Origin of the sequence: Microbulbifer sp. TB1203 (assembly GCF_030997045.1) — a bacterium.
GTDB lineage: Bacteria > Pseudomonadota > Gammaproteobacteria > Pseudomonadales > Cellvibrionaceae > Microbulbifer.
In genome coordinates this window covers 1,514,608-1,539,917 of sequence record NZ_CP116899.1, presented here as the reverse complement: position 1 = coordinate 1,539,917, position 25,310 = coordinate 1,514,608, and the positions used below count along the sequence as shown (strand labels likewise).

Sequence of the window (25,310 nt, the reverse complement as noted above, 5' to 3'; positions counted from 1 at the left end):
ATGAAACTGAGAGATACTCTGCTCGAGCCCATTTTCAACAACAACCCCATCGCGCTGCAGATCCTGGGTATCTGCTCTGCACTGGCGGTAACCAGCTCGCTCAAGGTGACGCTGGTAATGTGTATCGCACTCACCCTGGTGACCGCATTTTCCAACCTGGCGGTCTCCTCGGTGCGCAACCAGATCCCCAACAGCATCCGCATCATCGTACAGATGACCCTGATTGCCTCCCTGGTAATCGTGGTGGACCAGATCATCAAGGCGGTGGCCTATGATATCTCCAAGCAGCTGTCGGTATTCGTTGGCCTGATCATCACCAACTGTATCGTGATGGGTCGTGCGGAAGCCTTCGCCATGAAGCACGGTCCGATGGAGAGCTTTTTCGACGGCATCGGCAACGGCCTGGGCTACAGCGCCATGCTGATCGTCCTGGCCACCATCCGCGAGCTGCTCGGCGCCGGCAAACTGTTTGGCTTCGAGATACTGCCCACCGTCAGCAACGGTGGCTGGTACCAGCCCAACGGTCTGCTGCTGCTGCCGCCCAGCGCCTTCTTCCTGATCGGCCTGATTATCTGGGGGCTGCGCACCTGGAAACCCAAGCAGGTGGAAGAGGTGGAGTTCAAGATTGCGCCCAACTCTCAACCTCTACAGCCGCAAGCGCAGGAGGCCTGATTCGTGGAACATTTAATTTCGCTGGTTATTCGCGCCGTTTTCGTCGAAAACATGGCGCTGGCCTTCTTTCTCGGTATGTGTACCTTCCTGGCCGTGTCCAAGAAAATCGAGGCGGCTGTGGGCCTGGGCGTAGCGGTGATCGTGGTGTTGACTCTGACCGTGCCGGTCAACAACCTGATTTACACCTACCTACTCAAAGACGGCGCGCTGGCCTGGGCCGGTTTCCCTGATGTGGACTTGAGCTTCCTCGGGCTGCTTTCCTATATCGGCGTAATCGCCGCATTAGTGCAGATCCTGGAGATGTTCCTGGATAAATACGTCCCCGCGCTCTACAACGCCCTGGGCGTATTCCTGCCACTGATCACTGTGAACTGCGCCATCATGGGTGCATCCCTGTTCATGGTGGAGCGGGAATACAACTTTGGTGAGAGTGTGGCCTACGGCTTCGGCGCCGGTCTCGGCTGGGCGCTGGCGATTACCGCACTGGCCGGTATTCGCGAGCGGATGAAATACAGTGACGTGCCCGAAGGCCTCAAGGGCCTGGGTATCACCTTCATTACCGTGGGGCTGATGTCACTGGGCTTCATGTCTTTCGGCGGTATCGATATCTAAGCGGGGGAGCGCAATAGCATGAATATTGAAATTATCCTCGGCGTAGCCATGTTTACCGTCATCGTGCTGGCTTTGGTGGCGGTGATCCTCGCCGCCCGCTCGCGCCTGGTAAACACCGGCAACGTCAACATCCTGGTCAACGGTGAGAAAACCCTCACCGTGCCCGCCGGCGGCAAGCTGCTGCAGACCCTGGCGGCCAACAACCTGTTCCTGGCCTCCGCCTGCGGCGGTGGCGGCAGCTGCGCCCAGTGCGTGTGTAAAGTAACTTCCGGGGGCGGCGATATGCTGCCTACGGAAGCCGCGCATTTCACCCCGCGGGACGCGAAGGAGGGCAAGCGCCTCTCCTGCCAGGTGGCGGTCAAACAGGACATGGAAATCGAGGTGCCCGAAGAGGTGTTCGGTGTGAAGCAGTGGGAATGCACTGTGGAATCCAACCCCAATGTGGCCACCTTCATCAAAGAGTTGACCCTGAAGCTGCCGGAAGGCGAGAACGTCGATTTCCGCGCGGGTGGTTACGTGCAGTTGGAAGCACCACCCCATCACGTGAAATTCTCCGATTTTGATATCGAGAAAGAGTACCGTGGCGACTGGGAGCACTTCGGTTTCTTCAACCTGGAATCCAAGGTCACCGAGCCGGTGGTGCGGGCCTATTCCATGGCCAACTACCCGGAAGAAAAGGGTGTGGTGAAGTTCAACATCCGCATCGCGACCCCGCCGCCGCGCACCGAAGGTGTGCCGCCGGGACAGATGTCCTCCTACGTATTCAGCCTCAAGCCCGGTGACAAGATCCGTGTATACGGCCCCTTCGGCGAGTTTTTCGCCAAGGAAACCGACGCGGAAATGGTATTTATCGGCGGCGGCGCCGGCATGGCACCGATGCGCTCGCATATCTTCGACCAGCTCAAGCGCCTCAACAGCAAGCGCAAGATCAGCTTCTGGTACGGTGCCCGCTCCCTGCGCGAGATGTTCTACGAGGACGACTACAACGGCCTGCAGGCGGAATTCGACAACTTCCAGTGGCACGTGGCCCTGTCCGACCCGCAACCGGAGGACAACTGGAGCGGCTTTACCGGCTTTATCCACAACGTGGTCTACGAGAACTATCTCAGGGATCATCCGGCGCCGGAGGACTGCGAATACTACATGTGCGGGCCGCCCATGATGAACGCCGCAGTGATCAATATGCTCAAGGAGCTGGGCGTCGAGGACGACAATATCCTGCTCGATGACTTCGGAGGGTAATTAAATTGCTGACGCAATTTAATTATAAAAATGCAAAAACAGGGTCTTTGTTCAAGGCCCTGTTTTTGCTTTGTGTAGCGATTATTTTTTCCGCCTGCAGTCCGGCGCAGAAGAACTGGCAGCTCTCTGGCCGCACCATGGGCACCAGCTATCACATCACCGTGGTGGATGTGCCTCCGGATTTGGATAAAGCACAGTTACAATCGCTTATTGACGGCGCGCTAAGCGCCGTCAACCAGGAGATGTCCACCTATATCGAGGATTCGGAACTGATGCGCTTCAACCGCGGGCCGGTGGGCGAGGCGGTGCCGGTCAGCGAACACCTGGCACAGGTGGTGGATCTGTCCCTGGATATCTACCGCCGCAGCGGGGGCGCCTTCGATGTCACCGTCGGACCGCTGGTGAACCTGTGGGGCTTCGGTCCGCAGCCGGAACCGGAACAGATACCGGATAAGGCCGCCATCGGGGAATTGCTGCAGCAGTTGGGCTCCGATGCGCTGAAAGTCGAACGCGCGCCGGACCGCATCACCCGCAGCCGCCCGGTGGAAATCGACCTCTCGGCAATTGCCAAAGGCCACGGCGTGGACAGAGTGGCGCAACTGCTGGAAGAACAGGGCATTCGCAATTACCTGGTTGAGATTGGCGGCGAGCTGCGCACCCTGGGCAAAAACCCCAAGGGCGCGGATTGGCGCATCGGTATCGAAAGACCGGACCCCGCCGGCCGCTCGGTGCAACAACCGATAGCGGTTAGCGGAAAATCCGTGGCCACCAGTGGAGACTACCGCAACTACTACGAGCGCGATGGCAAACGCTACGCCCACAGCATAGATCCGCGCACCGGTTATCCGCTGGAGCATCGGCTGGCGTCGGTCACCGTGGTCGCCGATACCTGCGCCGAGGCCGACGGTCTTGCCACCGCGCTGAATGTGCTCGGCACCGAAGCCGCGCTGGAGATGGCGGAGCGGGAGAAGCTCGCAGTCTTCCTGCTGGTTAAAACCGATAGCGGTTTCGAAGAGCGCTACAGCAGTACTTTCACCCCGTATTTGGATTAAAGAGCCTGAAGAGGTCTGAGCTGTGACAGTTTTCATTTTTGCATTTATTGCCATGGCACTGATCGTCACCGGTATGGCCTTGGGTGCCATCGTTCAGAACAAGCCCCTGAAAGGTTCCTGTGGCGGGCTCAATACCTTGGGCCTGAAAGAGGGCTGCGAGATCTGCGGCGGCGACGACGAGGCCTGCAAAAAGGAACAGGAGCGCCAGCAGCGCCTGGCCGAGGCCCCGGAACTGGCCTACGACGCCACAAAGCACTAGCCCCGCCGCTCCTACAGGGGTATCAATTGAATAACAACAGAAGTTGCAGATGGCACAGCAGAAATTTGACCTGGTAGTAATAGGCTCCGGCCCCGCCGGCGAAGCCGCGGCCATGAGTGCGGCGAAAAAAGGCATGCGAGTCGCGGTTGTCGAAAAACGCCCGCTGGTGGGCGGCAATTGCACCCACAAGGGGACCATCCCTTCAAAAGCCCTGCGCCACTCGGTCAAACAGTTGATGCGCTATAACACCCAGAGCGTGTTTCGCGCCCTGGGCGAGCCGCGCCGGCTGACTTTTCCCGAGGTGATGAAAACCGTCAACAAAGTCATTTCCATGCAAGTGGAGATGCACACCAGCTTCTACGCGCGCAACAAGGTCGATCTGGTTATCGGCGAAGCGAAGTTTATCGACGCTCACAAGCTGCGCGTGCAACTGCCGGATGGCGCGGTGGAAATTCTCACCTCGGACAAATTCGTGATCTCCACCGGCTCGCGCCCCTACCGCCCGGAGGATGTGGACTTCGATCACCCGAGGGTCTACGACAGCGACACTATACTGGATATGCAGCACACCCCCCAGGCCATCATTATTTACGGCGCCGGGGTGATCGGCTGTGAATACGCTTCGATTTTTGCCGGCCTCGGTATCAAGGTGGACCTGATCAACACCCGCAGCCACCTGCTGGAATTCCTCGACGACGAAATTTCCGATGCGCTCAGCTACCACCTGCGCTATATGGGCGTCACCGTGCGTCACCGGGAGGAGTACGCAAAAGTGATTCCCAGTGACAGCGGTGTGATTATGGAAATGCAGTCCGGCAAACGCATTCACGCCGACGCATTGCTCTGGTGCAACGGCCGCTCCGGCAATACGGAAACCCTGGGTCTGGACAGTATCGGCCTCAAGGCCAACCACCGCGGCCAACTGAGCGTGGACGAACATTACTGCACCGAAGTGGAAAATATCTACGCGGTGGGCGATGTGATCGGCTGGCCCAGCCTGGCCAGTGCCTCCTACGACCAGGGACGCGCCGTCGCAGCCGCCATCGCCGGCCGCGGCCACCGGGTGGTCGAGGACGCGCCCACCGGCATCTACACCCTGCCGGAAATTTCCTCCGTGGGTAAAACCGAATCCGAACTCACCGCCGCAAAGGTGCCCTACGAAGTGGGCCGCGCCCTGTTCAAGCACACCGCGCGGGCACAGATCTCCGGCGAGAGGGTGGGAATGCTGAAGATCCTCTTCCATATCGACACCCACGAGATTCTCGGCATCCACTGCTTCGGCGCCGAGGCCGCGGAGATCATCCATATCGGCCAGGCGATCATGAAACAGCCCGCGCCGAACAACACCATCGACTTCTTCGTCAACACTACCTTCAATTACCCGACCATGGCCGAGGCCTACCGCAGTGCCGCGCTGGACGGGCTCAACCGGGTAATGCGCCTGTGAGCGAACCGTCTCCCAGCGAATTTCGCGAACTGGTGCGGGGCTTTTTCGAGCAGATCCCCTTCAACCGCCAGATCGGCCTGGAAATGCATGAGTTGGACCTGGAGCAGCTCACCATTTCCGCGCGTTTCGAGCTGCGCCCGGAACTGATCGGCAACGTCTGGAAAAATATCCTGCACGGCGGCGTGATCGCCACCGCGCTGGATACCGTGGGCGGCCTCACCGCCCTGGTGGCCGCCTACCGGCACCTGGGGGATATCGACTGGCAGGAAAAGATCCAGCGTCTCTCCAAGATCGGCACCGTGGATATGCGGGTGGATTACCTGAAGCCGGGCAGAGGGGAAAGCTTTACCTGCCACGGCTCCATACTGCGCACCGGCAACAAGTTGGTGGTGTCGAGGATGGAGCTGCACAACAATTGCGAAGAGTTGATTGCTACGGGAACCGCCACTTACCTCTACTGAGCAGGAGTGCCCCATTCCGGCGTGGTGCGCCAAAAGCATTGCGCGGGGCAGGGCGTTCAGTTTATCGAAATACCAGTATTTCTCCCTTGGTGTTGGCGGCGATCAGCCGCTCGCGATGCCAGATGGGGGATGAGAGGAAGGCGCCCAGGCGCTTGATGTGCTCGAGGGAGGAGTAGAGTTTGGTGCGGCTGCCGTAGAGGCGCTTGCCGTCGAACCTGCCCTGCGGATCCAGAGCGCCGTAGGGATCGAGCTGGCTCTGCGGGTCCCGGTGGCTCCACAGGGGTTCCCCGCTGGGGGCGTCGAGGGCGAGCAGCTCCCCTTTCATATCTCCCATCACCAGGGCGCCGCCGGCGAGCAGGCCGGAGGCGTAGGTCCATACGCCCTGTTTGCGACGATAAACTTCCTCTCCACTCCGCTTGTCCAGTGCCAGCAGCAGACCGGTGTCTGAGGTTCCCAAATAGAGGCGTTCGCCGTCGAAGGCGGCGGTGGTGACCACCCAGGAGCGCTCGGCGTCATAGCGCCATAGTCGTTCGCCGCTCTCCAGGTCGATGGCGTAGGCGTAGCCGTCGCGGGAGCCCAGATAGACGCGCTCGCCGTCCACCGCGGGGCTGGCCTGGAAGCCGAGCCAGGTGCTGTACTGGTGCTCGCTTTCGCCGCTGAAGCGCCAGATTTCCTTTCCGCTCTCCGCCTCCAGGGCGTAGAGATTACTGTCCCAGCTCGATACCAGAACCCTGTTGCCGGCGCAGGCGGGGGCGCTGTGCACCAGGCCGCCGGTCTTGAAGGACCACTGCAGCTCGCCGCTCTCCGGGTCCAGCGCGTAGAGGCGCTGGTCGCTGCTGCCGAAAAAGAGTTTCCCCTCGCAGATGACGGGGGAGGAGAGGTAGAAATCCCAGGGATCGGCTACCGGCTGCTGGCCCTGGGGGCCGAGGCGTTCGCCGTAGAGCAGGGGGGCGGAGAAGTAGTGCTCGCCACCGGTGGCAAAGCGCCAGCGCTCCTCGCCGCTGTCCCTGTCCAGGGCGTAGAGGTGGCCGTCGCGGCTGAGGGCGTACACCAGTTCGCCGTGCACCGCCGGGGCGCCACTGAAGCCGCCGCGCCCGTGGAATATCCAGTTCAGCTGGCGGCTCTCCAGATCGATGGCGTAGAGGTTGCCGTTCTCCGCGCCGATGTACAGCTGCCCGCCAACGGCGACCGGCGAGGAGCGGGTTTCCGCGTGCAGTTCGAAGCGCCATTCCAGTTGCAGCCGGCTGAGGTCCTTGTCGGTATCGGCGCGGCCGCGGTGGGCGGCGTCGCCCATAAAGACGGGCCAGTCGGCGGCGGCCGCGGGTCCGGCGGCGAGGGCGCCGAGCAGCAGGGCAAAACAGGTTCTGAACATACCGGGTTCCTCGAATGTTTGGGAAACCCAGTCTCGCGGAAGCCGGCGGCGGCCGTCCTGAAGGGCCGTTAAAGAATCCTTAAGAAGGCTTAACCTGGATCAGCGTAGGGTGCGCCGCGCGCACCATTGCGGGAACATCGCGGGACCATCGCGGGACCGATGCGGGCTCTCACATTTCCCGGTGCGCACGGCGCACCCTACGGGTTTCACTGCCAGCCGTTGCTGTGCAGCAACGCGGCGAAGCGGGGGTGCCCATGCAGGGGGGCGTACTTGGGATCCACCGCCAGCCACAGCAGCGGCAGCTGGCGTTCGGCGTAGGCCTGCTCGAGGAATTCCATGGCGGTTTCCGGATCGCCGGCGCCGAGGGCGTAGCGGGCCCAGGACAACGGCGGCCGGTACTGGCCCAGTTCGGCCTGCTCCCGGCTCGCCAGCAGCCAGGCGTCCACCGCCGCCAGGCCGCCGCGGCGGAAAACCTGCTCCGCCTGTTGCCGGCGCTCTTCGGCGATTCCCGCATCGCGCATCAACCAGCGCAGATGCGCGAAGGCGGTGTCCTCTTCGTCGAGGGCGGCGTGGAGCTTGTAGGCGGAGCTGTGGTAGTCGCGCCGCTGGGGTTCGGTGCTGGCGATGCGCGCCAGTTCCTCCCGCGCCTCGCCATAGCGCCCCTGCATATAGAGTATCCAGGCGACGCTGGGCACCGAATAATTGAGCGGTTCCAGGCGGCGCAGTTCGGCGATGTGCGCGCGGGCTTCGGCGAAGCGGCCGCGGGCCAGCAGCCATTGGGCGAACTGGAAGTGGGGCCGGCCCCGCCGGGGTGCCAGCGCCAGGCTGCGGCGGTAGTGCCGCTCCACGTCCCGGTGGTCCCGCCCTTGCCAGAACAGCAGGTCCGCCATTAGCAGATGGGGCCGCCAATCGGTTTCGTCCAGTGCCAGGGCGCGGGCGAGCAGGCTGTGCAGCTCATCGAAATGCACAGCCGCGGTGATCTCGCCGCCAAGCAGTCGCATCTTGATTTCCGCCAGTAGGGTATAGGCAGCGGCATCCTCCGGCGCTTTTCGGAGGTGTTCGCGGAGCGGGTCTATGGCCTGGCGCCAGGCCTCGCTGTCGCCTTCCCGGAGCGCCTCGCGCGCCTGTTGCAGGGCGGCGGCCGGCTCCGGGGCCGGTCCGTGCCCGGGCACCGTCGCGAGCCGAATTGACACCCCGGCCACCAATACCAGGGCTACCAGGGCGGAGAGCACCGCGGGCAGGCGCCACCGGCGGATGCGCGGTGGTCGCGCTTCCAGCGGCTGGCAGGGGGCGACCAACTGGTAACCGATCCCCGGCAGGGTCTTGATATAGGCCGGACGCCGGGGGTTGTCGCCCAGGGCCTTGCGCAACTGGCTCACCGCCACCGCCAGGCTGTCCTCGTTGACCACCTTGCCCGGCCAAAGGGTATCGAGCAGATCGCCCTTGCCCAGCGGTTGGTTCGGGTGGCGGGCCATATGCGCGAGCAGGTTGCTGAGGCGCGGCTCCAGCAGTTGTTCGCGGCTTCCCTGTCGCAAGAAGTTGCCCTGGGGATCGAACAGCCATTGGCCCAGTTGGAAGGCGGTCTTGGAAATTGTCGGGGAAAGCTCGGACACGGCTGGCTACTGACTACCGAGGGGTGATTCTCACGGGCAAAGGGCATTTCAACCCCGGTGAGGCTTCTCAAATTATCCAGAGAGATTTCCCTGGGTGGGTTAGCTCCGTCGTCCCCGGCCGCGCAATATGTGGATATGCCCGCTGCTGAATTAAAGGGGGAGCGGGAGCCTTTCATAGGGCCGGGGCCGGGGGTTTTAGCCGCGGTGTTTCTTCACCGTATGCAGCACAATGTCCCATTCGAAATACACATAGAAATCCGGGTACTCCCAGCGGGAGATCGCCGGGTCGCCCACCGGGCCCTGGATGCCGAGGGGTTCACCCAGGCGAGTGGTGACAGCGTCTTTCTTGAGGCCGCGCAATTCGGCGATTTCTCCCAACTGGTCTTGTTGGCCAACGGGTACTTCCACGGTTTCCGCCCGGGCGCCCATCGTTGCGGTCAGCAGGGCAACGATGGCGAAGTGGTGGAGGGCGGAGCGGGTGCGGAGTTTGCTGAACATCTGTCCTTCTCCGGTTGTGCGTTATTTTGAAGATTCGCCAATTAAAGCAGATATTCTGTCTAAACACTTGGATTTCTTCACGTTTTTCCGCTTAAATCAATTCCATGATCAAGCCTGTCCCCCTCTATATCGGCCTGCGCTACGTGGCCGCCCGTCGCCGGCAGCAGTTTATCTCCTTTATCAACGGCTTCTCCCTGCTGGGCATGGCGCTGGGGGTTATGGCGCTGATTGTGGTGACTTCGGTGATGAACGGTTTCGACCGGGAGCTGAAGACCCGAATCCTCAGCGTGGTGCCCCACGGCTTCGTGGAGAAGGCCGATGGCCTGGAGAGCTGGCGCGACGTCGCGCAGCAGCTCGAACAGAAACCCCATGTAGAGGCGGCGAGCCCCTTTGTGCGGGGCTTTGCATTGCTGGGTGCCGGCGGCGGCAGCCACGGCGTGGAGTTCCAGGGGGTGGACCCGCAGGCGCTGCGCAGTGTTTCCGCCGTGGGCGAGCATATGATCATGGGCAGCCTGGACGCGTTGCAGCCGCGCAGCTACAACATCGTCGTCGGACGCATCCTCGCCCGCCAGTTGAACGTGATCCCCGGCGACAGCCTGGTGCTTACCCTGCCGGAGGTGGTGGTTACCCCCGCCGGACTCTTTCCCCGCACCAAACGCTTTACTGTGGCCGGCGTCTTTTCCGTGGGCGCCCAGGTGGACCAGAGCATGGCGCTGATGCATATCGACGACGCCGCGCGGCTGCTGCGAATGCGCGGAAAGGTCCAGGGGCTGCAACTGCGCTTCGATGATATGGACAACGCCCTGGGCCGGGTATCCACCTATGCGCAAAGCCTCGGCGAGGGCTACAGTGGCGAGGACTGGAGCCACTCCCAGGGCAGCCTGTTCCAGGCGGTGAAGATGGAAAAGACGGTGGTAACCCTGATGCTGATGATTATCGTCGCCGTGGCCGCCTTCAATATTGTCTCCGCGCTGGTGCTGATGGTGGCCGACAAGCGCTCGGACATCGCGGTGCTGCGCACCCTGGGCCTGACCTCGCGGCAGATCATGTCGGTGTTCGTGGTACAGGGCAGCGCCATCGGTATTATCGGCGCCTTTATCGGCGCCCTGCTGGGCATACTGATCGCTTTCAACCTCACGGACATGGTCAGTTGGATGGAGAACCTGCTGGGAGCGAAGATCTTCGACCCGCGGGTATTTTTCGTCAGCTTCCTGCCCTCCGAATTCCGCACCGCCGACGCGGTCGTGGTGCTCACTGCCGCGGTGCTGATGAGCCTGCTGGCCACACTGTTTCCCGCCTGGCGCGCGGCGCAGATAGAGCCGGCGGAGGCGTTGCGCTATGAGTGATCGCAAGCAGGCCCCTGCATCGTTCCGCCGTCATTCCGGCGTAGGCCGGAATCCAGATGCCACGAAACTGGATACCGGTACCGGATCGCGTCCGGCATGACGTTCCTACGCCGGTATGACCAACAAAACAGTTCCGTAGGATGGGCAAAGCGAAGCGTGCCCATCACGATCGAGCTGATGGGCACGTCGCTTCGCTCCTTTGCCCATCCTACGCAGAAAAGAATTAATTGATGAACAGCCAAGTGGAAATAACTGAAGAGCAGGCCGCGGCATCGAATTCCGGTACCGACGTGGTGCTCGCCTGCCGCACCCTGCGCAAGAGCTACCGCCAAGGCAATAAAGAACTGCAAGTCCTGCGCGGCGTGGAGCTGGAGGTGAAAGCCGGCGAGAAGCTGGCCATAGTGGGCGCCTCCGGGTCCGGCAAATCCACACTGCTCAACCTGCTCGGCGGCCTGGATACACCCAGCGCCGGCGAAGTCTGGGTGGCGGGGCAGAATCTGGCCAGCCTGGACGCCAACCAGCGCGGCTGGCTGCGCAACCGCAGTCTGGGCTTCGTGTACCAGTTCCACCATCTGCTGGGCGAGTTTTCCGCGCTGGAGAATGTGGCCATGCCGCTGCTGATCGGCAAGCAGTCGGTGGCCAGTGCCCGCGAGGCGGCGACCGCCATGCTGCAGGCAGTGGGCCTGGGCGAGCGGTTGACCCACAAGCCCTCGCAGCTGTCCGGTGGCGAGCGCCAGCGGGTGGCCATTGCCCGGGCACTGGTGACGCACCCCGCCTGCGTGCTGATGGACGAGCCCACCGGCAACCTGGACAGGGCCACCGCCAAAGAGATTCACAAGCTGATGGACAGGCTCAACGACGAGATGGGAATCAGCTTCGTGATCGTCACTCACGATCCGGACCTGGCCGCGGCGCTGGATCGCACGCTGCACCTGATTGACGGCGCACTGGAGAGCGACTGGCACCGGGGCGATCATGTTTAGGCCGCTGCCCGCGTTTATCGGCCTGCGCTACGCCGGCGCCCAGCGCCGCGGCGAGGATTCCGCCGGGCTGGTATCGTTTATTTCCGGGCTGTCCATGGTGGGGCTGATTCTCGGCGTGGCGCTGATGATCGTGGTGATGTCGGTGATGAACGGTTTCGACCGCGAGCTGCGCGAGCGCATCCTGGGCATCATGCCCCACGCGACCATCTACAACGCCAGCCCCGACATCGACTGGCCGGCCCTGCGCGACCAACTGGCGGCGGACCCGGAAGTGTTGGCGGCGGCGGAGGTCTGGCAGGTCAACGCCCTGGCGCGCAGTGGGCCCGAAGTAACGCCGCTGCTGGTGCAGGGCATCAATCCCGAGACCATTGTCGAAGTTTCCAATATCGGCGGCTTTCTCGATCCCGAGGCTTTTGTCGAACTTACTGACCCCGCCGAACCCGGGGTGATCCTGGGGCAGGGCATCGCCGACAAACTGGGGGTGCAAAAGGGTGAGCATATATCCCTGATCGTCCCCGACAGCGGCGCCGACGGCGGCCGCCGCGCGGCGCGCCTGGCGGGCTTCCGGGTGGCGGACATCTTCCACTCCGGCACCGCGCTGGACCAGTCCCTGGCACTGCTGGACTGGACGCAGGCCCAGTCACTGGCGGGGGGAACCGGCGGCGCCGGGATCCAGCTGCGCTTTGGGAAAATGCTCGAGGCCAACTGGATCATGCGGCGACTGCTGGGCGAGCTGCCGGCGCAGAATTTCTACGGCAGCGACTGGAGCAGCACCCACGGCAATCTCTACCAGGCGATACAGATGTCGCGCAATCTGGTGGGGCTGCTGGTGCTGCTGATCATCGCCATCGCCGCTTTCAACGTGGTTTCCACCCTGGTGATGGTGGTGATCGACAAGCACAGCGACATCGCCATTTTGCGCACCATGGGCGCCAGCACCCGCGAGATACTGCTGACGTTCGTCAGCCAGGGAGCGCTGGTGGGACTCGTCGGTGCGCTGGTGGGGGGAGCTCTGGGAGTTGTGGGTTCGCTGGTGGTGACCGACCTGGTGAAGGGGCTGGAATCCCTGTTTGGCATCCAGTTCCTGAAATCCGATGTCTATCCGGTGGACTACCTGCCGTCGCAATTGCAGTGGCCGGATGTGGCACTGGTAGTGGGAGCGGGCTTCCTGCTCAGCCTGCTGGCGACTCTCTACCCCGCACTGCAGGCCAGCCGTGTGCAGCCGGCGGCGGCGCTTCGCAATGAACAGTGAACGAGTTACCAGTCGAGGTTCCGTCCGGGATGGTCGATAACTGTTAAGGAGCCTCTGAATAAGTCAAATTCGTCACTCCGGCGAAGGCCGGAGTCCAGAGAAATCACAGTGCCCTGGATTCCGGCGTGAGCTTCGCTGCTCTAGCGAGTCGCCGGAATGACGATATTCAGAGGTTCCTTAACTGCCCGCTATTCACTGACCACCGACCGCTTAGCCAGCCGCATTTTCCACCGCTTCACCACATGCCACCGCCACAGGGCCTGCATCGCAAAGTAGGACGCGGCGGCGAAGAAAATGCCGCTGAGCAGCGAGCCGAAAAACAGCGGCAGCCAGATTTTTCCCACCTCACTGGTCAGCCATTCCCAGGAAAGTTCTATCCTGAAATCCAGCGGCGGGGTGCCGAGTATCCAGGCACCCAGCTTATAAGTGCTGTAGAAGATGGCCGGCATGGTGATCGGATTGCTGATCCACACCAGGATCACCGACAGCGGCAGGTTGCAGCGAAACCACAGCGCCAGCAGCGCGGCGATAATCATCTGCCCGGGCACCGGCAGGAAGCTGGTAAAGACACCGACGGCAAACGCGACTGAAACCGAGTGGCGATTGAGATGGAAGAGGTTGGGGTCGTGGAGCAGAGCACCCAGAAATCTCAGGCCGCTCTTGGCGCGAACCTGTTCGGGAGTTGGCAGCCAACGCCTGATAATACTCTTCGGCATAACTCAGTCTACTCGGGTATCGGCAGCCGGCCCAGCGGTTCAATTGTTGCCAATGATCGGGGTGGGTTTGCGTCCCGGCCAGCCGATCCATTGCACTATCCCAGACAAGAATAGGGTGCAGAGCGGGCACAGGCGTACCGGCGCGGGCGCTATTATGCCCGCATAGTCGCGTCAAGACTACTGTTGGGGGATAGGTCAGCTTCACCATAAAATTGTCAACAATAGCTCTTCTAATAATCGGTTGACGGCTACTTTTCCCTGAATTATGGTGCGATCACTTTAGAGATTGTCGACAATTCTGTTTCGAAGCTGAAGGAGTGACCCAAGGGTGCAAGGGGAGACGTTACAGCCGCTGGAGCCGAGCCTGAGCCTGCCGGAACGCCTGTTTGTGACTCTGAGAGGCGAGATCGTCGAGGGCAGGATTCCCGCCGGCAGTAAAATCAGCGAGCCGGAGCTGGCGCGGCGCTTCAATGCCAGCCGGGGCAGCCTGCGCGAAGCACTGATGCGCCTGGAGTCCCTGGGACTGCTGGAGCGCCGGGTGAATGTGGGGGCGCGGGTGGTGGATCTCACCGAGCGCGGCCTGCTGGATCTCTACGAAGTGCGCGAGGCCCTGGAGGGCATGGCCTGCCGCCTGGCCGCGCAGCACCGCAGCGACGAAGACGTCGCCGAACTCTGGCAGATGCTCGGGCGCCACGAGCAGCAGGAGGAACTGCAGGCGGGCAGGGCCTACTTCCAGCCGGAGGGGGATTTCGATTTCCACTTCCGCATCGTGCAGGCCTCCAACAACCACCTGCTGATCGACACCCTGTGCAACCGTCTCTACTACCGCGTGCGCATGTACCGCTACCAGCTGGGCATGCCCAGCCCCCGGGCGCAGCGGGCCTTCCGCGAGCACAGCCATATTATCGAAGCCATCGAGATGGGTGATGGCGAACTGGCCGAGCTGTTGATGCGCCGGCATATCCGCGCCTCCCGCCAGAACATCGAGAAAAAACTGAGGTGAGTCCATGAGCCAGAACCCTTCCGCCGGCGCGCGCTTTCGCCGCGCCCTCGCCGAAAACAATCCATTGCAGGTTGTGGGCACCGTCAATGCCTACAGCGCAGTCATGGCCGAACGCATCGGCCACAAGGCCATCTACCTCTCCGGCGCCGGCGTGGCCAACGCCTCTTACGGGCTGCCGGACCTGGGAATTACCAGCCTGGACAATGTGCTGGAAGACGTACGCCGCATTACCGGTGCCAGCGAACTGCCGTTGCTGGTGGACGTCGACACCGGCTGGGGCGGCGCCTTCAATATCGCCCGCACCGTAAAGGAAATGATCCGCGCCGGCGCCGCCGCCGTGCATATCGAGGACCAGGTGGCGCAGAAGCGCTGCGGCCACCGCCCGAACAAAGAGATAGTTTCCAAAGAGGAAATGGTCGACCGCATCAAGGCCGCGGTGGACGCGCGCACCGACGATGATTTCTTCATCATGGCACGCACCGACGCCTTCGCCCAGGAGGGACTCGAAGCCGCCATCGACCGCGCCCGCGCCTGTATCGAAGCCGGCGCCGACGGCATTTTCGCCGAGGCGGTGACCGAACTGGAACACTACCGCGCCTTCAAGGACGCATTGAATGTACCCATCCTGGCCAATATCACCGAATTCGGCAAAACCAAGCTATATAACGCCACAGAGCTGGGCGAGGCGGGTGCCGATATCGTTCTGTATCCACTGTCCGCTTTCCGCGCCATGAACCGCGCCGCGGAAAACGTTTATACCAGCATCCTGCAAAACGGAGACCAGCTGGCGGTAGTGGACAGCATGCAGACCCGCGAAGAGTTGTACGACTATCTGAACTACCATCAGTTCGAGCAGAAGCTGGACGAGCTTTTCAAGAAGTAAGACGTCCTCAATAAATCATCAGTCGTCATCCCGGACTCGGTCCGGGATCCAGTCAGAGGTTGCCGGAGGGCATGGTGCTGGATACCGGCGTACGCCGGTATGACGAAACAACAGTTTAATTCGAGGAAAAAGGGGAATAGAGATGGCAGAGAAAAAAACCGGAGGCGCCGGCCTGCGCGGCCAGGTAGCCGGCAAAACTGCGCTGTCCACCGTTGGCAAGTCCGGCTCCGGCCTGACCTATCGCGGCTACGACGTCAAGGATCTGGCGGAACACTGTGAGTTTGAAGAAGTCGCCTACCTGATCCTCTATGGCGAGCTGCCCACCGGCGCACAGCTGGCGGATTACAAAGGCCTGCTCAAATCCCGGCGCGGCCTGCCCCAGGCACTGAAGGATGTGCTGGAACGCATCCCCGCCGACGCCCACCCGATGGACGTGATGCGCACCGGCTGCTCCATGCTGGGCAACCTGGAAGGGGAGGAGAATTTCGACCAGCAGCTGGAAAAAGCCAACCGCCTGCTGGCCGCCTTCCCGTCGATCATCTGCTACTGGTACCGCTTCACCCACGACGACCTGCGCATCGAAACCGAAACCGACGGCGACTCCATCGGTGCCCACTTCCTGCATATGCTGCGCGACGAAAAACCCAACGCGCTGCACGAGCGGGTAATGAACGTATCGCTGATCCTGTATGCAGAGCACGAGTTCAACGCCTCCACCTTTACCGCGCGCGTCTGCGCCTCCACCCTGTCCGACCTGTTCAGCTGCATCACCGGCGCCATCGGCTCCCTGCGCGGCCCGCTGCACGGCGGCGCCAACGAAGCGGCCATGGAGCTGATAGAAAAGTTCTCGTCACCGGATGAAGCGGAAAAAGAACTGCTGGGCATGCTGGAGCGCAAGGAAAAGATCATGGGCTTCGGCCACGCGGTCTACACCGAATCCGACCCACGCAACGCCATTATCAAGCAATGGTCCGAGAAACTGGCCGCCGACGTGGGCGACGAAGTGCTCTACCCGGTCTCCGTGCGCTGTGAGGAAGTGATGTGGCGCGAGAAGAAGCTGTTCTGCAACGCCGACTTCTTCCACGCCTCCGCCTATCACTTTATGGGCATCCCCACCAAGCTGTTTACGCCGATTTTCGTGATGTCCCGCGTTACCGGCTGGTGCGCCCACGTATTCGAGCAACGCGCCGACAACCGCATCATCCGCCCGAGCGCAGAATATATCGGCCCGGAACTGCGCAAGGTTGTGCCGATTGCCGAGCGCGGCTGATTCGCTCGCTACCTCGTCATTCCGGCGTAGGCCGGAATCCAGCTCCTTCGGGGGTTCCGTGGGCACTGGATCCCGGCCTACGCCGGGATGACGACGGTTAAGATTCGTAGGATGGGCAAAGCGCAGCGTGCCCATCACGCCATGCAAGATGGGCACGCTGCGCTTTGCCCATCCTACAGATGAAAGCGGGTGCTGAGTCTCCCCAGAAGTACCACCAAATCATGAACACTGAATACCGCAAGAACCTCCCCGGCACGACCCTCGAATACTTCGACACCCGCGCCGCCGTAGACGCCATCCACCCCGGCGCCTACGCCAAGCTGCCCTACACCTCCCGCATCCTGGCGGAAAACCTGGTGCGCCGCTGCGAGCCGGAAAAACTCACCGACGCACTAAAACAGATCATCGAACGCAAACGCGAACTGGACTTCCCCTGGTTCCCGGCTAGAGTGGTGTGCCACGATATCCTCGGCCAGACCGCCCTGGTGGATCTCGCCGGCTTGCGCGACGCCATCGCGAAAAAGGGCGGCGACCCATCCAAGGTCAACCCGGTGGTACCGACCCAACTGATCGTCGACCACTCCCTGGCGGTCGAACACGGCGGCTTCGAAAAAGACGCCTTCGAAAAAAACCGCGCGATCGAAGAGCGCCGCAACGAAGACCGCTTCCACTTTATCAACTGGACCAAGACCGCCTTCGAAAACGTCGACGTGATCCCGCCGGGCAACGGCATCATGCACCAGATCAACCTGGAAAAAATGTCCCCGGTGGTGCAGGTAAGAGACGGCGTCGCCTTCCCGGATACCTGCGTTGGCACCGACAGCCACACCCCGATGGTGGACGCCCTGGGCGTCATTTCAGTAGGCGTCGGCGGCCTCGAAGCCGAAAGTGTAATGCTCGGCCGCGCCTCTTATATGCGCCTGCCCGATATCGTCGGCGTCGAACTGACCGGCAAACTGCAGCCGGGCATTAACGGCACCGACCTGGTACTGACCCTGACCGAATTCCTGCGCCGTGAGCGCGTGGTCGGCGCCTACCTGGAATTCTTCGGCGAGGGCGCCTCCAACCTGACCCTGGGCGACCGCGCCACCATCTCCAATATGACCCCGGAGTACGGCGCCACCGCAGCCATGTTCTCCATCGATGAGCAGACCATCGACTACCTGAAGCTGACAGGCCGCGACGACGAGCAGGTGGCTCTGGTAGAAAAATTCGCAAAGGAAACCGGCCTCTGGGCGGACACACTCAAAGAAGCCGAGTACGAGCGGGTACTGAAGTTCGACCTGTCCTCCGTAGGCCGCAACCTGGCCGGCCCGTCCAACCCCCACGCGCTGCTGCCGGCTTCCGAACTGGCCAGCCGCGGTATCGCCCGGGAGTGGAAAAAGGAGTGGAAGGAAGAAGAGGGCCTGATGCCCGACGGTGCCGTAATCATCGCCGCGATTACCAGCTGCACCAACACCAGCAACCCGCGCAATATGATCGCCGCCGGCCTGATCGCCCGCAACGCCAACAAACTGGGCCTGGTCCGCAAGCCCTGGGTGAAATCCTCCCTGGCGCCGGGCTCCAAGACCGTAAAAATGTACCTGGAAGAAGCCGAGCTGCTGCCGGAACTGGAACAGCTCGGCTTCGGCGTGGTGGCCTTTGCCTGTACCACCTGCAACGGCATGAGCGGCGCGCTCGACCCGAAGATCCAGCGGGAAGTGATCGAGCGCGATCTCTATGCGACCGCGGTGCTGTCCGGCAACCGCAACTTCGACGGCCGCATCCACCCCTACGCCAAACAAGCCTTCCTGGCCTCGCCGCCCCTGGTAGTCGCCTACGCGATCGCCGGCACCATCCGCTTCGATATCGAGAAGGACGTGTTGGGCCATGATAAAAACGGCAACCCGATTACGCTAAAAGATATCTGGCCGAGCGATGAAGAAATCGATGCGATCGTGAAGCAGAGCGTCAAACCGCAGCAGTTCCGCGACGTCTATATCCCGATGTTCGATCTGGAGAAAGGCGAGAACGAGAAGGCCGAGCCACTGTACGACTGGCGCCCGATAAGTACCTATATCCGCCGCCCCCCGTACTGGGAAGGCGCTTTAGCGGGAGAGCGCGCCCTAAAAGGCATGCGCCCGCTGGCAGTGCTCGGTGACAATATCACCACCGACCACCTCTCGCCGTCCAATGCAATCCTGGCCTCCAGCGCCGCCGGCGAATACCTGGCGAAGATGGGCCTGCCGGAGGAGGACTTCAACTCCTACGCCACCCACCGCGGCGACCACCTGACCGCCCAGCGCGCCACCTTCGCCAACCCGAAACTGCTGAACGAAATGGTCCGCGACGAAAACGGTGAGGTGAAGCAGGGCTCCCTGGCCCGCGTGGAGCCGGAAGGGCAGGTGACCCGCATGTGGGAAGCCATCGAAACCTATATGGACCGCAAACAGCCGCTGATCATCGTCGCCGGCGCCGACTACGGCCAGGGCTCCTCCCGCGACTGGGCGGCCAAGGGCGTGCGCCTGGCGGGTGTGGAAGCCATCGTAGCCGAAGGCTTCGAGCGCATCCACCGCACCAACCTGATCGGCATGGGCGTACTGCCGCTGGAATTCCAGCCGGGCACCACCCGCAAGACTTTGGGCATCGACGGCACCGAGACCTTCGACGTCATCGGCGAGCGGACTCCGCGCGCAACCTTGACGTTGATCATCCATCGTAAGAATGGCGAGAGCATCGATGTGCCGGTCACCTGCCGCCTGGACACTCAGGAAGAGGTCTCCATCTACGGCGCCGGCGGCGTACTACAGCGCTTCGCCAAGGATTTCCTGGAAGCCGAAGCGAGCGCCTAAGTTCGAACATCGTCATGCCGGACTCGATCCGGAATCCAGGTACCACTGAGCTGGATTCCCTGCGCCGGAATGACAAAAGAACACCGTAGGGTGCGCCGTCAAACACCGGATCTGGCAGCAAACCCGGCCCGGTGCACCCGACACAAAACAAATCCGAGAGTGAATAAATGACTCATCCTCCCCAAATCCGAGTCCCCGCCACCTACATGCGCGGCGGCACCAGCAAAGGCGTCTTCTTCTGCCTGCAGGATCTCCCGGAAGCCGCACAAGTACCCGGCCAAGCCCGCGACAAACTCCTCCTGCGCGTAATCGGCAGCCCCGACCCCTACGGCAAACAGACCGACGGCATGGGCGGCGCCACCTCCAGCACCAGCAAAACCGTGATCCTGTCCAAGAGCGAAAAGCCCGATCACGACGTCGACTACCTCTTCGGCCAAGTCTCCATCGACAAGCCCTTCGTCGACTGGTCCGGCAACTGCGGCAACCTCACCGCCGCCGTCGGCGCCTTCGCCATCAACAGCGGCTTCGTCGATCCTGACCGCATTCCGGAAAACGGCATCTGCACCGTGCGCATCTGGCAGGCCAACATCCACAAAACCATCATCGCCCACGTGCCCATCACCAACGGCGAAGTGCAGGAGACCGGCGACTTCGAACTGGACGGCGTCACCTTCCCGGCGGCCGAAGTCCAGATCGAGTTTATGGACCCCGCCGACGGCGAGGGGGCCATGTTCCCCACCGGCAACCTGGTAGACGAACTGGAAGTGCCTGGCGTAGGAACCCTGAAAGCCACCATGATCAACGCCGGCATCCCGACGATTTTCGTCAACGCCGCGGATATCGGTTACACCGGCACCGAACTGCAGGAAGCCATCAACGGCGACGACAAGACTCTGGCCATGTTCGAAGCTATTCGTGCTTATGGCGCAGTGGAAATGGGCCTGATCGAAAAGGTCGAGCACGCAGCCAACCGCCAGCATACCCCCAAGGTCGCATTCGTCGCGCCGCCCAAGGACTACGTGGCATCCAGTGGTAAAGAAGTCGCGGCCGGTGATATCGACCTGCTGGTACGCGCGCTGTCCATGGGCAAACTGCACCACGCCATGATGGGCACCGCCGCCGTCGCTATCGGCATCGCCGCCGCCATCCCCGGTACCCTGGTCAATCTGGCCGCCGGAGGAGGGGAGCGCAACGCCGTGACCTTCGGCCATCCGTCCGGCACCTTGCGTGTCGGCGCGAAAGCGGAAGTCGTCAACGAACAATGGACCGCCACCAAGGCCATTATGAGCCGCAGCGCGCGGGTGCTGATGGAGGGCTGGGTACGGGTACCCGGTGATTGCTTCTAAGGTGGCTTTGCCGGGTGTAAACTTTGTGTCGCACCCGCGGATCTCGCGGTCGAGGAGGTGCAACGCGTAAATTTTCAACTGGTTTACGCGTTTCTGAACGGAAACTAGTTACCGCAGTGTGTACCGGCAAGCTCATGCGCCTGCGTTAAATGTGACAACGACGACCATGAATCACAGGCCACAGCTAACATGGACATCAGTCAACTGCTGCAGCAGCCTGAGGGAAAGCAGCTTGAATTCAAGCGCGACCTTTCTTCACCATTGCCGCTACTCAAGACCCTGGTAGCGTTTGCCAATACTGCGGGCGGCCAGCTGATTATTGGCGTAGCCGATGACGGCGGCATTGTCGGAGTGGAAGACCCGCTGGCTGAAGAGGAGCGGCTTACCAGCCTGATTGCAGACAGTATTGCTCCTCGTCTGTTGCCCAGCATCGAACTGCTGACTTTCGCGGACAAAACCCTGCTGCGTGTTGAAGTATTCCTGAGCAGCTCGCGGCCCCACTACCTCAAAGCCAAAGGGCCAGAGCAGGGCGTTCTGGTGCGCATCGGCTCCAGCAACCGGCGAGCTGACCCGCAACTGATTGCCGAGCTGCAACGCCAGGCAATGGGTGAAACCTTCGATGCCATGCCCATGCCGGAGCTCAGCCTGGACGATCTCGACCAGGATGCCATGCAACAGCAGTTCGGTGCTGATATTCGCCTGGATGAACAGAAACTGGTTACCCTCAAGCTGCTGGTACGCCATCAGGGCCGTTGGGTGCCCAGTCAGGGTGCAGTGCTCTTGTTCGGCAAACAGCGAAATCTCCATTTTGATGATGCCTGGATTCAGTGTGGGCGTTTTCGTGGCACCGACAAGGTGGACATCTTCGACCAGGCTGAACTCCATGATCATCTGCCCCAGGCAGTGGACAGTATCGAGCTGTTTCTCAAGAAGCACGCCTTCAAGAGTGCCGAATTCGCTGGCATGCGCCGCACCGACCACTGGAGCATACCGCTCACTATCCTGCGGGAGGCGATCATCAATGCGCTGGTACACAGTGACTACTCTCAACGTGGCTCGCCGATCCGCATCGCCTTCTTTGACGACCGCATTGAAATCGAAAGTCCCGGCATGCTGATGCCCGGCATGACCATCGAGGACATGAGACGCGGCGTTTCCATGATCCGCAATCCGGTGATCGCCAGGGTATTTCGCGAGCTGAAACTTGTAGAGCAGTGGGGCAGCGGCATTCCTCGCATCTTTGCCGAAGCCGCTGCCCAGGGGCTGCCGGAGCCTCGCATAGAGGAGGTTGCCAACCGCCTGCGCCTTATCGTTCCGCTCGCTCAGTCCCAGTTTGTGACCCAGTCGCAGCCCGAGTCACGGCTAGAGTCACGGCTAGAGTCACGGCTAGAGTCACGGCTAGAGTCACGGCTGGCGTCCCGTATCCTGCCTTTGCTTGCCGAACAGCCAATGGGCAAGGCCGCTTTGGCCGGTGAACTGGGCCACCAAAGCGTTTCCGGTGAACTGAATAAGCAGATCAAACGCTTGATTTCTATGGGACTGATCGAAATGACCCTGCCGGACAAACCCAGCAGCCGCCTGCAAAAGTACTGCCTCACCAATAAGGGCGAGCAAGTGCTCAAGGACAATACATGAACACCCGCCCCTAACCGGCCGAAACCAGACTTCGGCTTCTTTGTATTGGTGGCCGCCCCGGAGGTTGAATTCAATCCAGGGTTACGTACTGATCTTTCCCAGGATAAACATCCCGGCCTATTCTGCGTGAGACGAGTAAGGCGTGTCCCACGCAGCCATAGTTTATGGACCGGCGGACGGCCCCGAAGACGAAGGTGGAAAGGGAGTCATGTTCCCCACCGGCAACCTGGTAGACGAACTGGAAGTGCCTGGCGTAGGAACCCTGAAAGCCACCATGATCAACGCCGGCATCCCGACGATTTTCGTCAACGCCGCGGATATCGGCTACACCGGCGCCGAACTGCAGGAAGCCATCAACGGCGACGACAAGGCCCTGGCCATGTTCGAAGCCATTCGTGCTTATGGCGCAGTGGAAATGGGCCTGAACGAAAAGGTCGAGGACGCAGCCAACCGCCAGCATACCCCCAAGGTCGCCTTCGTCGCGCCGCCCAAGGATTATGTGGCATCCAGCGGTAAGCAAGTCGCGGCCGGTGATATCGACCTGCTGGTACGCGCCCTGTCCATGGGCAAACTGCACCACGCCATGATGGGCACCGCCGCCGTCGCCATCGGCACCGCCGCCGCCATTCCCGGCACCCTGGTCAACCTGGCTGCCGGAGGAGGGGAGCGCAACGCCGTCACCTTCGGCCACCCGTCCGGCACATTGCGCGTCGGTGCGGAAGCGGAAATCGCTAATGGCCAGTGGACTGCCACCAAGGCCATTATGAGTCGCAGTGCGCGGATACTGATGGAAGGGTGGGTGCGGGTTCCGCTGGAGCTGTAAAGCTTTCCCCATGGCTACCCTCCGAGCCGGGTTGTGCCAATATTGGTTGCTTCAGGTCCGAACCGTGACGGGGCGGCCGAGGGTTACTCCTTCGATCTCGAGCATTTTCGCTTTGGTCGTCAAACCGCCGTGAGCGGAGAAGCCTCCCCGCCTGTTGTCGGCGGCAATGACGCGGTGGCAGGGAATAATCAGCGGGACCGGATTCCTGCTCATAGCTTGGCCAACGGTGCGTGCGGCACCTGCGCAACCTGCTGCTTCCGCCAGTTGGCCATAGGTTGTCGCCTGTCCAGCGGGGATGGCGCGTGGGGCTTGGTAAATTGCTTTTGCAAGCTTACCAACCCCGTCCAGGTCCAGCTCGATATCACTAAAATCCTGGGCTTCCCCACTGAGATGGAGCTTCACCCGTCTGATGATTTTCTGTATGGGAGGGGGACACTCTGCGCTCTCTTTGCCTCCCAGCGCCTTTCAATTCGGGCTTCCGTCAGGAGTGGTGTTGCCTCGGGCAGTTGAAAAGCGGTTACCGGGAAAGCGCCCACCGACCCGGGCGCTGTCCACACTATGCCGCAATACCCCAGCATCGTATCGAAGAGGGTATAGACCTTCACATCACCTCCTTCGCCTATACTCCCGAGCCATCAAATTTAGTTTTAATGGCACCGAGACCGGCATCCATCATCGCGGAGACGTGGTCCTTTAACTCATCTGGCAACAGGTCGGCGATCCAGACAAAGCGACTGGAACCAGATGGGTCGGCGAATACCTGCGCCGATGCATTGTAGTGGCGAAAGGGTTCGTCCGTGACAGCCCAGGCAACGCGCCGGTCTGTGTCATTTACGTCGACAATAAGCTCCCGAACTACCTGCCTGTTGCTAAACGTCACTATACGTGCGCCGGGTTCAAGTTTCGTGTCCGTGACAAAGCCCGGTACCAGGCGCGTATGCAGTGCACCGACATCCCGCAGAGCATCCCAAATGACATCAACAGGAGCGTCAACGGTGATTTCTTTACGAATTGAGGCCATGGGAGTCCTCCTGTTTCAGGCGCAATACAAGGCTTTTGGGTGTCGGGCTAATACAGTTTTGTGTCATCACATGCTCCAAGGATTACTCGAAAGCGTGATGTTAGAAGCCCTGCGGGAAGAGTTCTTGGAAAATATTGCGGTTACCCCGAGCAGCCTGGCGGAATCTTGCCGGTGACGCACCGGTAGCCCGGTGAAAAGTGCGAACAAAATTTGACACATCCGCGAAGCCGCTATCGTATGCGACATCCGTAATCGTTCGGTCATCCGTGGACAAAAGGCGCGCAGCCCGGCGCAACCGGGAACGTATCAGGTACTGATGTGGCGTGACGCCCAGGACTTTGCTGAACATCCTCAAGAAGTGAAATGGGCTCAAGCCCGCTTCCCGGGCCAAAGTATCCAGATGAAGGGTTCGCTCGGCGGACTCGTCGATCCACAATGCCGATTCCACGGCGCGACGGCGGTCCAGTGGACGCAGCTTAACAGGCTTCCTGCCACGACCCGCGATCAGCTCCACAAAGCGTGCAGCAAACATCATGCCCACTTCCTCGACTCCAAGTGCAGTGTGACCTTCCGCTGTGGCCTGGGCCAGCTCGCCGAGTCCTATCAATTCCGTCAACGGAGGCACGCCACCCACGGTCCAACCCTGAAAACCCGGAGCAATAGATTCCACCAACTCGGGAATCAGTTGAAACGACAGGCATTCGTCACCACCGTTGTGATGATCGTGTGTGCACATATATTCGTCATTGGCTCTGCCCACGAATACTGAACCGGCCACGAGATCAAAGTTCTTGCCCCGGACGCAACAGCCGAAGCTGCCTTTGCGAACATAGGAAACGGAATGATAGTGGTGAACTTCCCAAAAGGGCTCGTCGCCGGGCTCTGCGGTACAGCGATAATCGAGTACGGAGATTGAACCACTGTGGAGATTGGTGATGGTCGGCATTGAATAAACCAGTTATTCCTTGGATGG

24 protein-coding genes are annotated in these 25,310 nt (G+C 61.3%); 17 read left to right on the top strand and 7 right to left on the bottom strand.

Annotation, left to right across the window (positions count from 1 at the left end; genetic code table 11):
* From PP263_RS06525 to PP263_RS06495, 7 genes are read left to right on the top strand one after another with little or no spacing between them, the layout of a single operon-like run.
* Nucleotides 1-672 (top strand): NADH:ubiquinone reductase (Na(+)-transporting) subunit D, encoded by a 672-nt coding sequence (locus tag PP263_RS06525; protein WP_308367562.1) that lies wholly within the window; start codon nucleotides 1-3, stop codon nucleotides 670-672.
* 3 nt (nucleotides 673-675) lie between these two features.
* Nucleotides 676-1,284, top strand: coding sequence for an NADH:ubiquinone reductase (Na(+)-transporting) subunit E (gene nqrE, locus PP263_RS06520; protein WP_308367561.1), 609 nt, complete (start codon nucleotides 676-678; stop codon nucleotides 1,282-1,284).
* An 18-nt stretch (nucleotides 1,285-1,302) separates the two neighbouring features.
* Nucleotides 1,303-2,526, top strand: coding sequence for an NADH:ubiquinone reductase (Na(+)-transporting) subunit F (nqrF, locus tag PP263_RS06515; RefSeq protein WP_308367560.1), 1,224 nt, complete (start codon nucleotides 1,303-1,305; stop codon nucleotides 2,524-2,526).
* A gap of 47 nt (nucleotides 2,527-2,573) precedes the next feature.
* Nucleotides 2,574-3,578: an FAD:protein FMN transferase gene (locus tag PP263_RS06510; protein ID WP_308367559.1), complete on the top strand. Its 1,005-nt coding sequence runs from the start codon at nucleotides 2,574-2,576 to the stop codon at nucleotides 3,576-3,578.
* Between the two features lie 22 nt (nucleotides 3,579-3,600).
* Nucleotides 3,601-3,837, top strand: a complete 237-nt coding sequence (nqrM, locus tag PP263_RS06505) for a (Na+)-NQR maturation NqrM (RefSeq protein WP_308367558.1) — start codon at nucleotides 3,601-3,603, stop codon at nucleotides 3,835-3,837.
* A gap of 49 nt (nucleotides 3,838-3,886) precedes the next feature.
* Nucleotides 3,887-5,284, top strand: coding sequence for a Si-specific NAD(P)(+) transhydrogenase (gene sthA / locus PP263_RS06500; RefSeq protein WP_308367557.1), 1,398 nt, complete (start codon nucleotides 3,887-3,889; stop codon nucleotides 5,282-5,284).
* A complete protein-coding gene (locus tag PP263_RS06495; RefSeq protein WP_308367556.1) occupies nucleotides 5,281-5,745 on the top strand; it encodes a thioesterase family protein in 465 nt (154 codons plus the stop codon). The genes sthA and PP263_RS06495 overlap by 4 nt, the downstream gene beginning before the upstream one ends.
* A 61-nt stretch (nucleotides 5,746-5,806) precedes the next feature.
* Here the strand turns inward: PP263_RS06495 and PP263_RS06490 are convergent, their stop codons facing one another.
* The 3 genes from PP263_RS06490 to PP263_RS06480 all read right to left on the bottom strand — a co-directional run bounded on the left by PP263_RS06490 (nucleotide 5,807) and on the right by PP263_RS06480 (nucleotide 9,228).
* Complete coding sequence (locus PP263_RS06490; RefSeq protein ID WP_308367555.1) at nucleotides 5,807-7,117, bottom strand: PQQ-binding-like beta-propeller repeat protein; 1,311 nt, start codon at nucleotides 7,115-7,117, stop codon at nucleotides 5,807-5,809.
* A 206-nt stretch (nucleotides 7,118-7,323) separates the two neighbouring features.
* The gene (locus tag PP263_RS06485) at nucleotides 7,324-8,730 is read right to left on the bottom strand and encodes a winged helix-turn-helix domain-containing protein (protein WP_308367554.1); all 1,407 of its coding nucleotides are present in this window, start codon (nucleotides 8,728-8,730) and stop codon (nucleotides 7,324-7,326) included.
* Nucleotides 8,731-8,925: 195 nt separating this feature from the next.
* On the bottom strand, nucleotides 8,926-9,228 hold the full coding sequence (locus tag PP263_RS06480; protein WP_308367553.1) for a hypothetical protein: 303 nt from the start codon (nucleotides 9,226-9,228) through the stop codon (nucleotides 8,926-8,928).
* Between the two features lie 104 nt (nucleotides 9,229-9,332).
* Between PP263_RS06480 and PP263_RS06475 the strand changes: the two genes are divergently transcribed.
* The 3 genes from PP263_RS06475 to PP263_RS06465 all read left to right on the top strand — a co-directional run bounded on the left by PP263_RS06475 (nucleotide 9,333) and on the right by PP263_RS06465 (nucleotide 12,809).
* Nucleotides 9,333-10,574 carry a lipoprotein-releasing ABC transporter permease subunit gene (locus PP263_RS06475; protein WP_308367552.1) on the top strand — a complete coding sequence of 414 codons (1,242 nt, stop codon included), beginning with the start codon at nucleotides 9,333-9,335 and terminating at the stop codon, nucleotides 10,572-10,574.
* A gap of 230 nt (nucleotides 10,575-10,804) precedes the next feature.
* On the top strand, nucleotides 10,805-11,557 hold the full coding sequence (lolD, locus tag PP263_RS06470; protein ID WP_308367550.1) for a lipoprotein-releasing ABC transporter ATP-binding protein LolD: 753 nt from the start codon (nucleotides 10,805-10,807) through the stop codon (nucleotides 11,555-11,557).
* Nucleotides 11,550-12,809, top strand: a complete 1,260-nt coding sequence (locus PP263_RS06465) for a lipoprotein-releasing ABC transporter permease subunit (RefSeq protein ID WP_308367549.1) — start codon at nucleotides 11,550-11,552, stop codon at nucleotides 12,807-12,809. Before lolD ends, PP263_RS06465 begins: the two co-directional genes overlap by 8 nt.
* 188 nt (nucleotides 12,810-12,997) lie before the next feature.
* On the opposite strand, the gene PP263_RS06460 is transcribed toward PP263_RS06465, so the two are convergent.
* Nucleotides 12,998-13,525 carry a DUF2062 domain-containing protein gene (locus tag PP263_RS06460; RefSeq protein ID WP_308367547.1) on the bottom strand — a complete coding sequence of 176 codons (528 nt, stop codon included), beginning with the start codon at nucleotides 13,523-13,525 and terminating at the stop codon, nucleotides 12,998-13,000.
* A gap of 328 nt (nucleotides 13,526-13,853) precedes the next feature.
* Between PP263_RS06460 and PP263_RS06455 the strand changes: the two genes are divergently transcribed.
* The 7 genes from PP263_RS06455 (at nucleotide 13,854) to PP263_RS06425 (ending at nucleotide 23,316) form a co-directional block, all read left to right on the top strand.
* Nucleotides 13,854-14,528 (top strand): GntR family transcriptional regulator, encoded by a 675-nt coding sequence (locus tag PP263_RS06455; RefSeq protein WP_308367546.1) that lies wholly within the window; start codon nucleotides 13,854-13,856, stop codon nucleotides 14,526-14,528.
* Nucleotides 14,529-14,532: 4 nt separating this feature from the next.
* The gene (gene prpB / locus PP263_RS06450; RefSeq protein WP_308367545.1) at nucleotides 14,533-15,411 is read left to right on the top strand and encodes a methylisocitrate lyase; all 879 of its coding nucleotides are present in this window, start codon (nucleotides 14,533-14,535) and stop codon (nucleotides 15,409-15,411) included.
* A gap of 142 nt (nucleotides 15,412-15,553) precedes the next feature.
* Nucleotides 15,554-16,681 (top strand): 2-methylcitrate synthase, encoded by a 1,128-nt coding sequence (gene prpC, locus PP263_RS06445; protein ID WP_308367544.1) that lies wholly within the window; start codon nucleotides 15,554-15,556, stop codon nucleotides 16,679-16,681.
* Nucleotides 16,682-16,902: 221 nt separating this feature from the next.
* Nucleotides 16,903-19,512, top strand: a complete 2,610-nt coding sequence (gene acnD, locus PP263_RS06440) for a Fe/S-dependent 2-methylisocitrate dehydratase AcnD (protein ID WP_308367543.1) — start codon at nucleotides 16,903-16,905, stop codon at nucleotides 19,510-19,512.
* Nucleotides 19,513-19,679: 167 nt separating this feature from the next.
* Nucleotides 19,680-20,858 carry a 2-methylaconitate cis-trans isomerase PrpF gene (prpF, locus tag PP263_RS06435; RefSeq protein ID WP_308367542.1) on the top strand — a complete coding sequence of 393 codons (1,179 nt, stop codon included), beginning with the start codon at nucleotides 19,680-19,682 and terminating at the stop codon, nucleotides 20,856-20,858.
* 189 nt (nucleotides 20,859-21,047) lie between these two features.
* Entirely contained in the window at nucleotides 21,048-22,493 is a 1,446-nt protein-coding gene (locus tag PP263_RS06430) for a helix-turn-helix domain-containing protein (RefSeq protein ID WP_308367541.1), read from the top strand.
* Nucleotides 22,494-22,635: 142 nt separating this feature from the next.
* Nucleotides 22,636-23,316: a PrpF domain-containing protein gene (locus PP263_RS06425; protein WP_308367540.1), complete on the top strand. Its 681-nt coding sequence runs from the start codon at nucleotides 22,636-22,638 to the stop codon at nucleotides 23,314-23,316.
* A gap of 51 nt (nucleotides 23,317-23,367) precedes the next feature.
* Here the strand turns inward: PP263_RS06425 and PP263_RS06420 are convergent, their stop codons facing one another.
* From PP263_RS06420 to PP263_RS06410, 3 genes are all read right to left on the bottom strand, one after another.
* On the bottom strand, nucleotides 23,368-23,718 hold the full coding sequence (locus tag PP263_RS06420; RefSeq protein WP_308367539.1) for a methylated-DNA--[protein]-cysteine S-methyltransferase: 351 nt from the start codon (nucleotides 23,716-23,718) through the stop codon (nucleotides 23,368-23,370).
* Between the two features lie 217 nt (nucleotides 23,719-23,935).
* The gene (locus tag PP263_RS06415; RefSeq protein WP_308367538.1) at nucleotides 23,936-24,337 is read right to left on the bottom strand and encodes an SRPBCC family protein; all 402 of its coding nucleotides are present in this window, start codon (nucleotides 24,335-24,337) and stop codon (nucleotides 23,936-23,938) included.
* A gap of 100 nt (nucleotides 24,338-24,437) precedes the next feature.
* Entirely contained in the window at nucleotides 24,438-25,283 is an 846-nt protein-coding gene (locus tag PP263_RS06410; RefSeq protein WP_308367537.1) for an AraC family transcriptional regulator, read from the bottom strand.
* Between the last annotated feature and the right edge of the window lie 27 nt (nucleotides 25,284-25,310).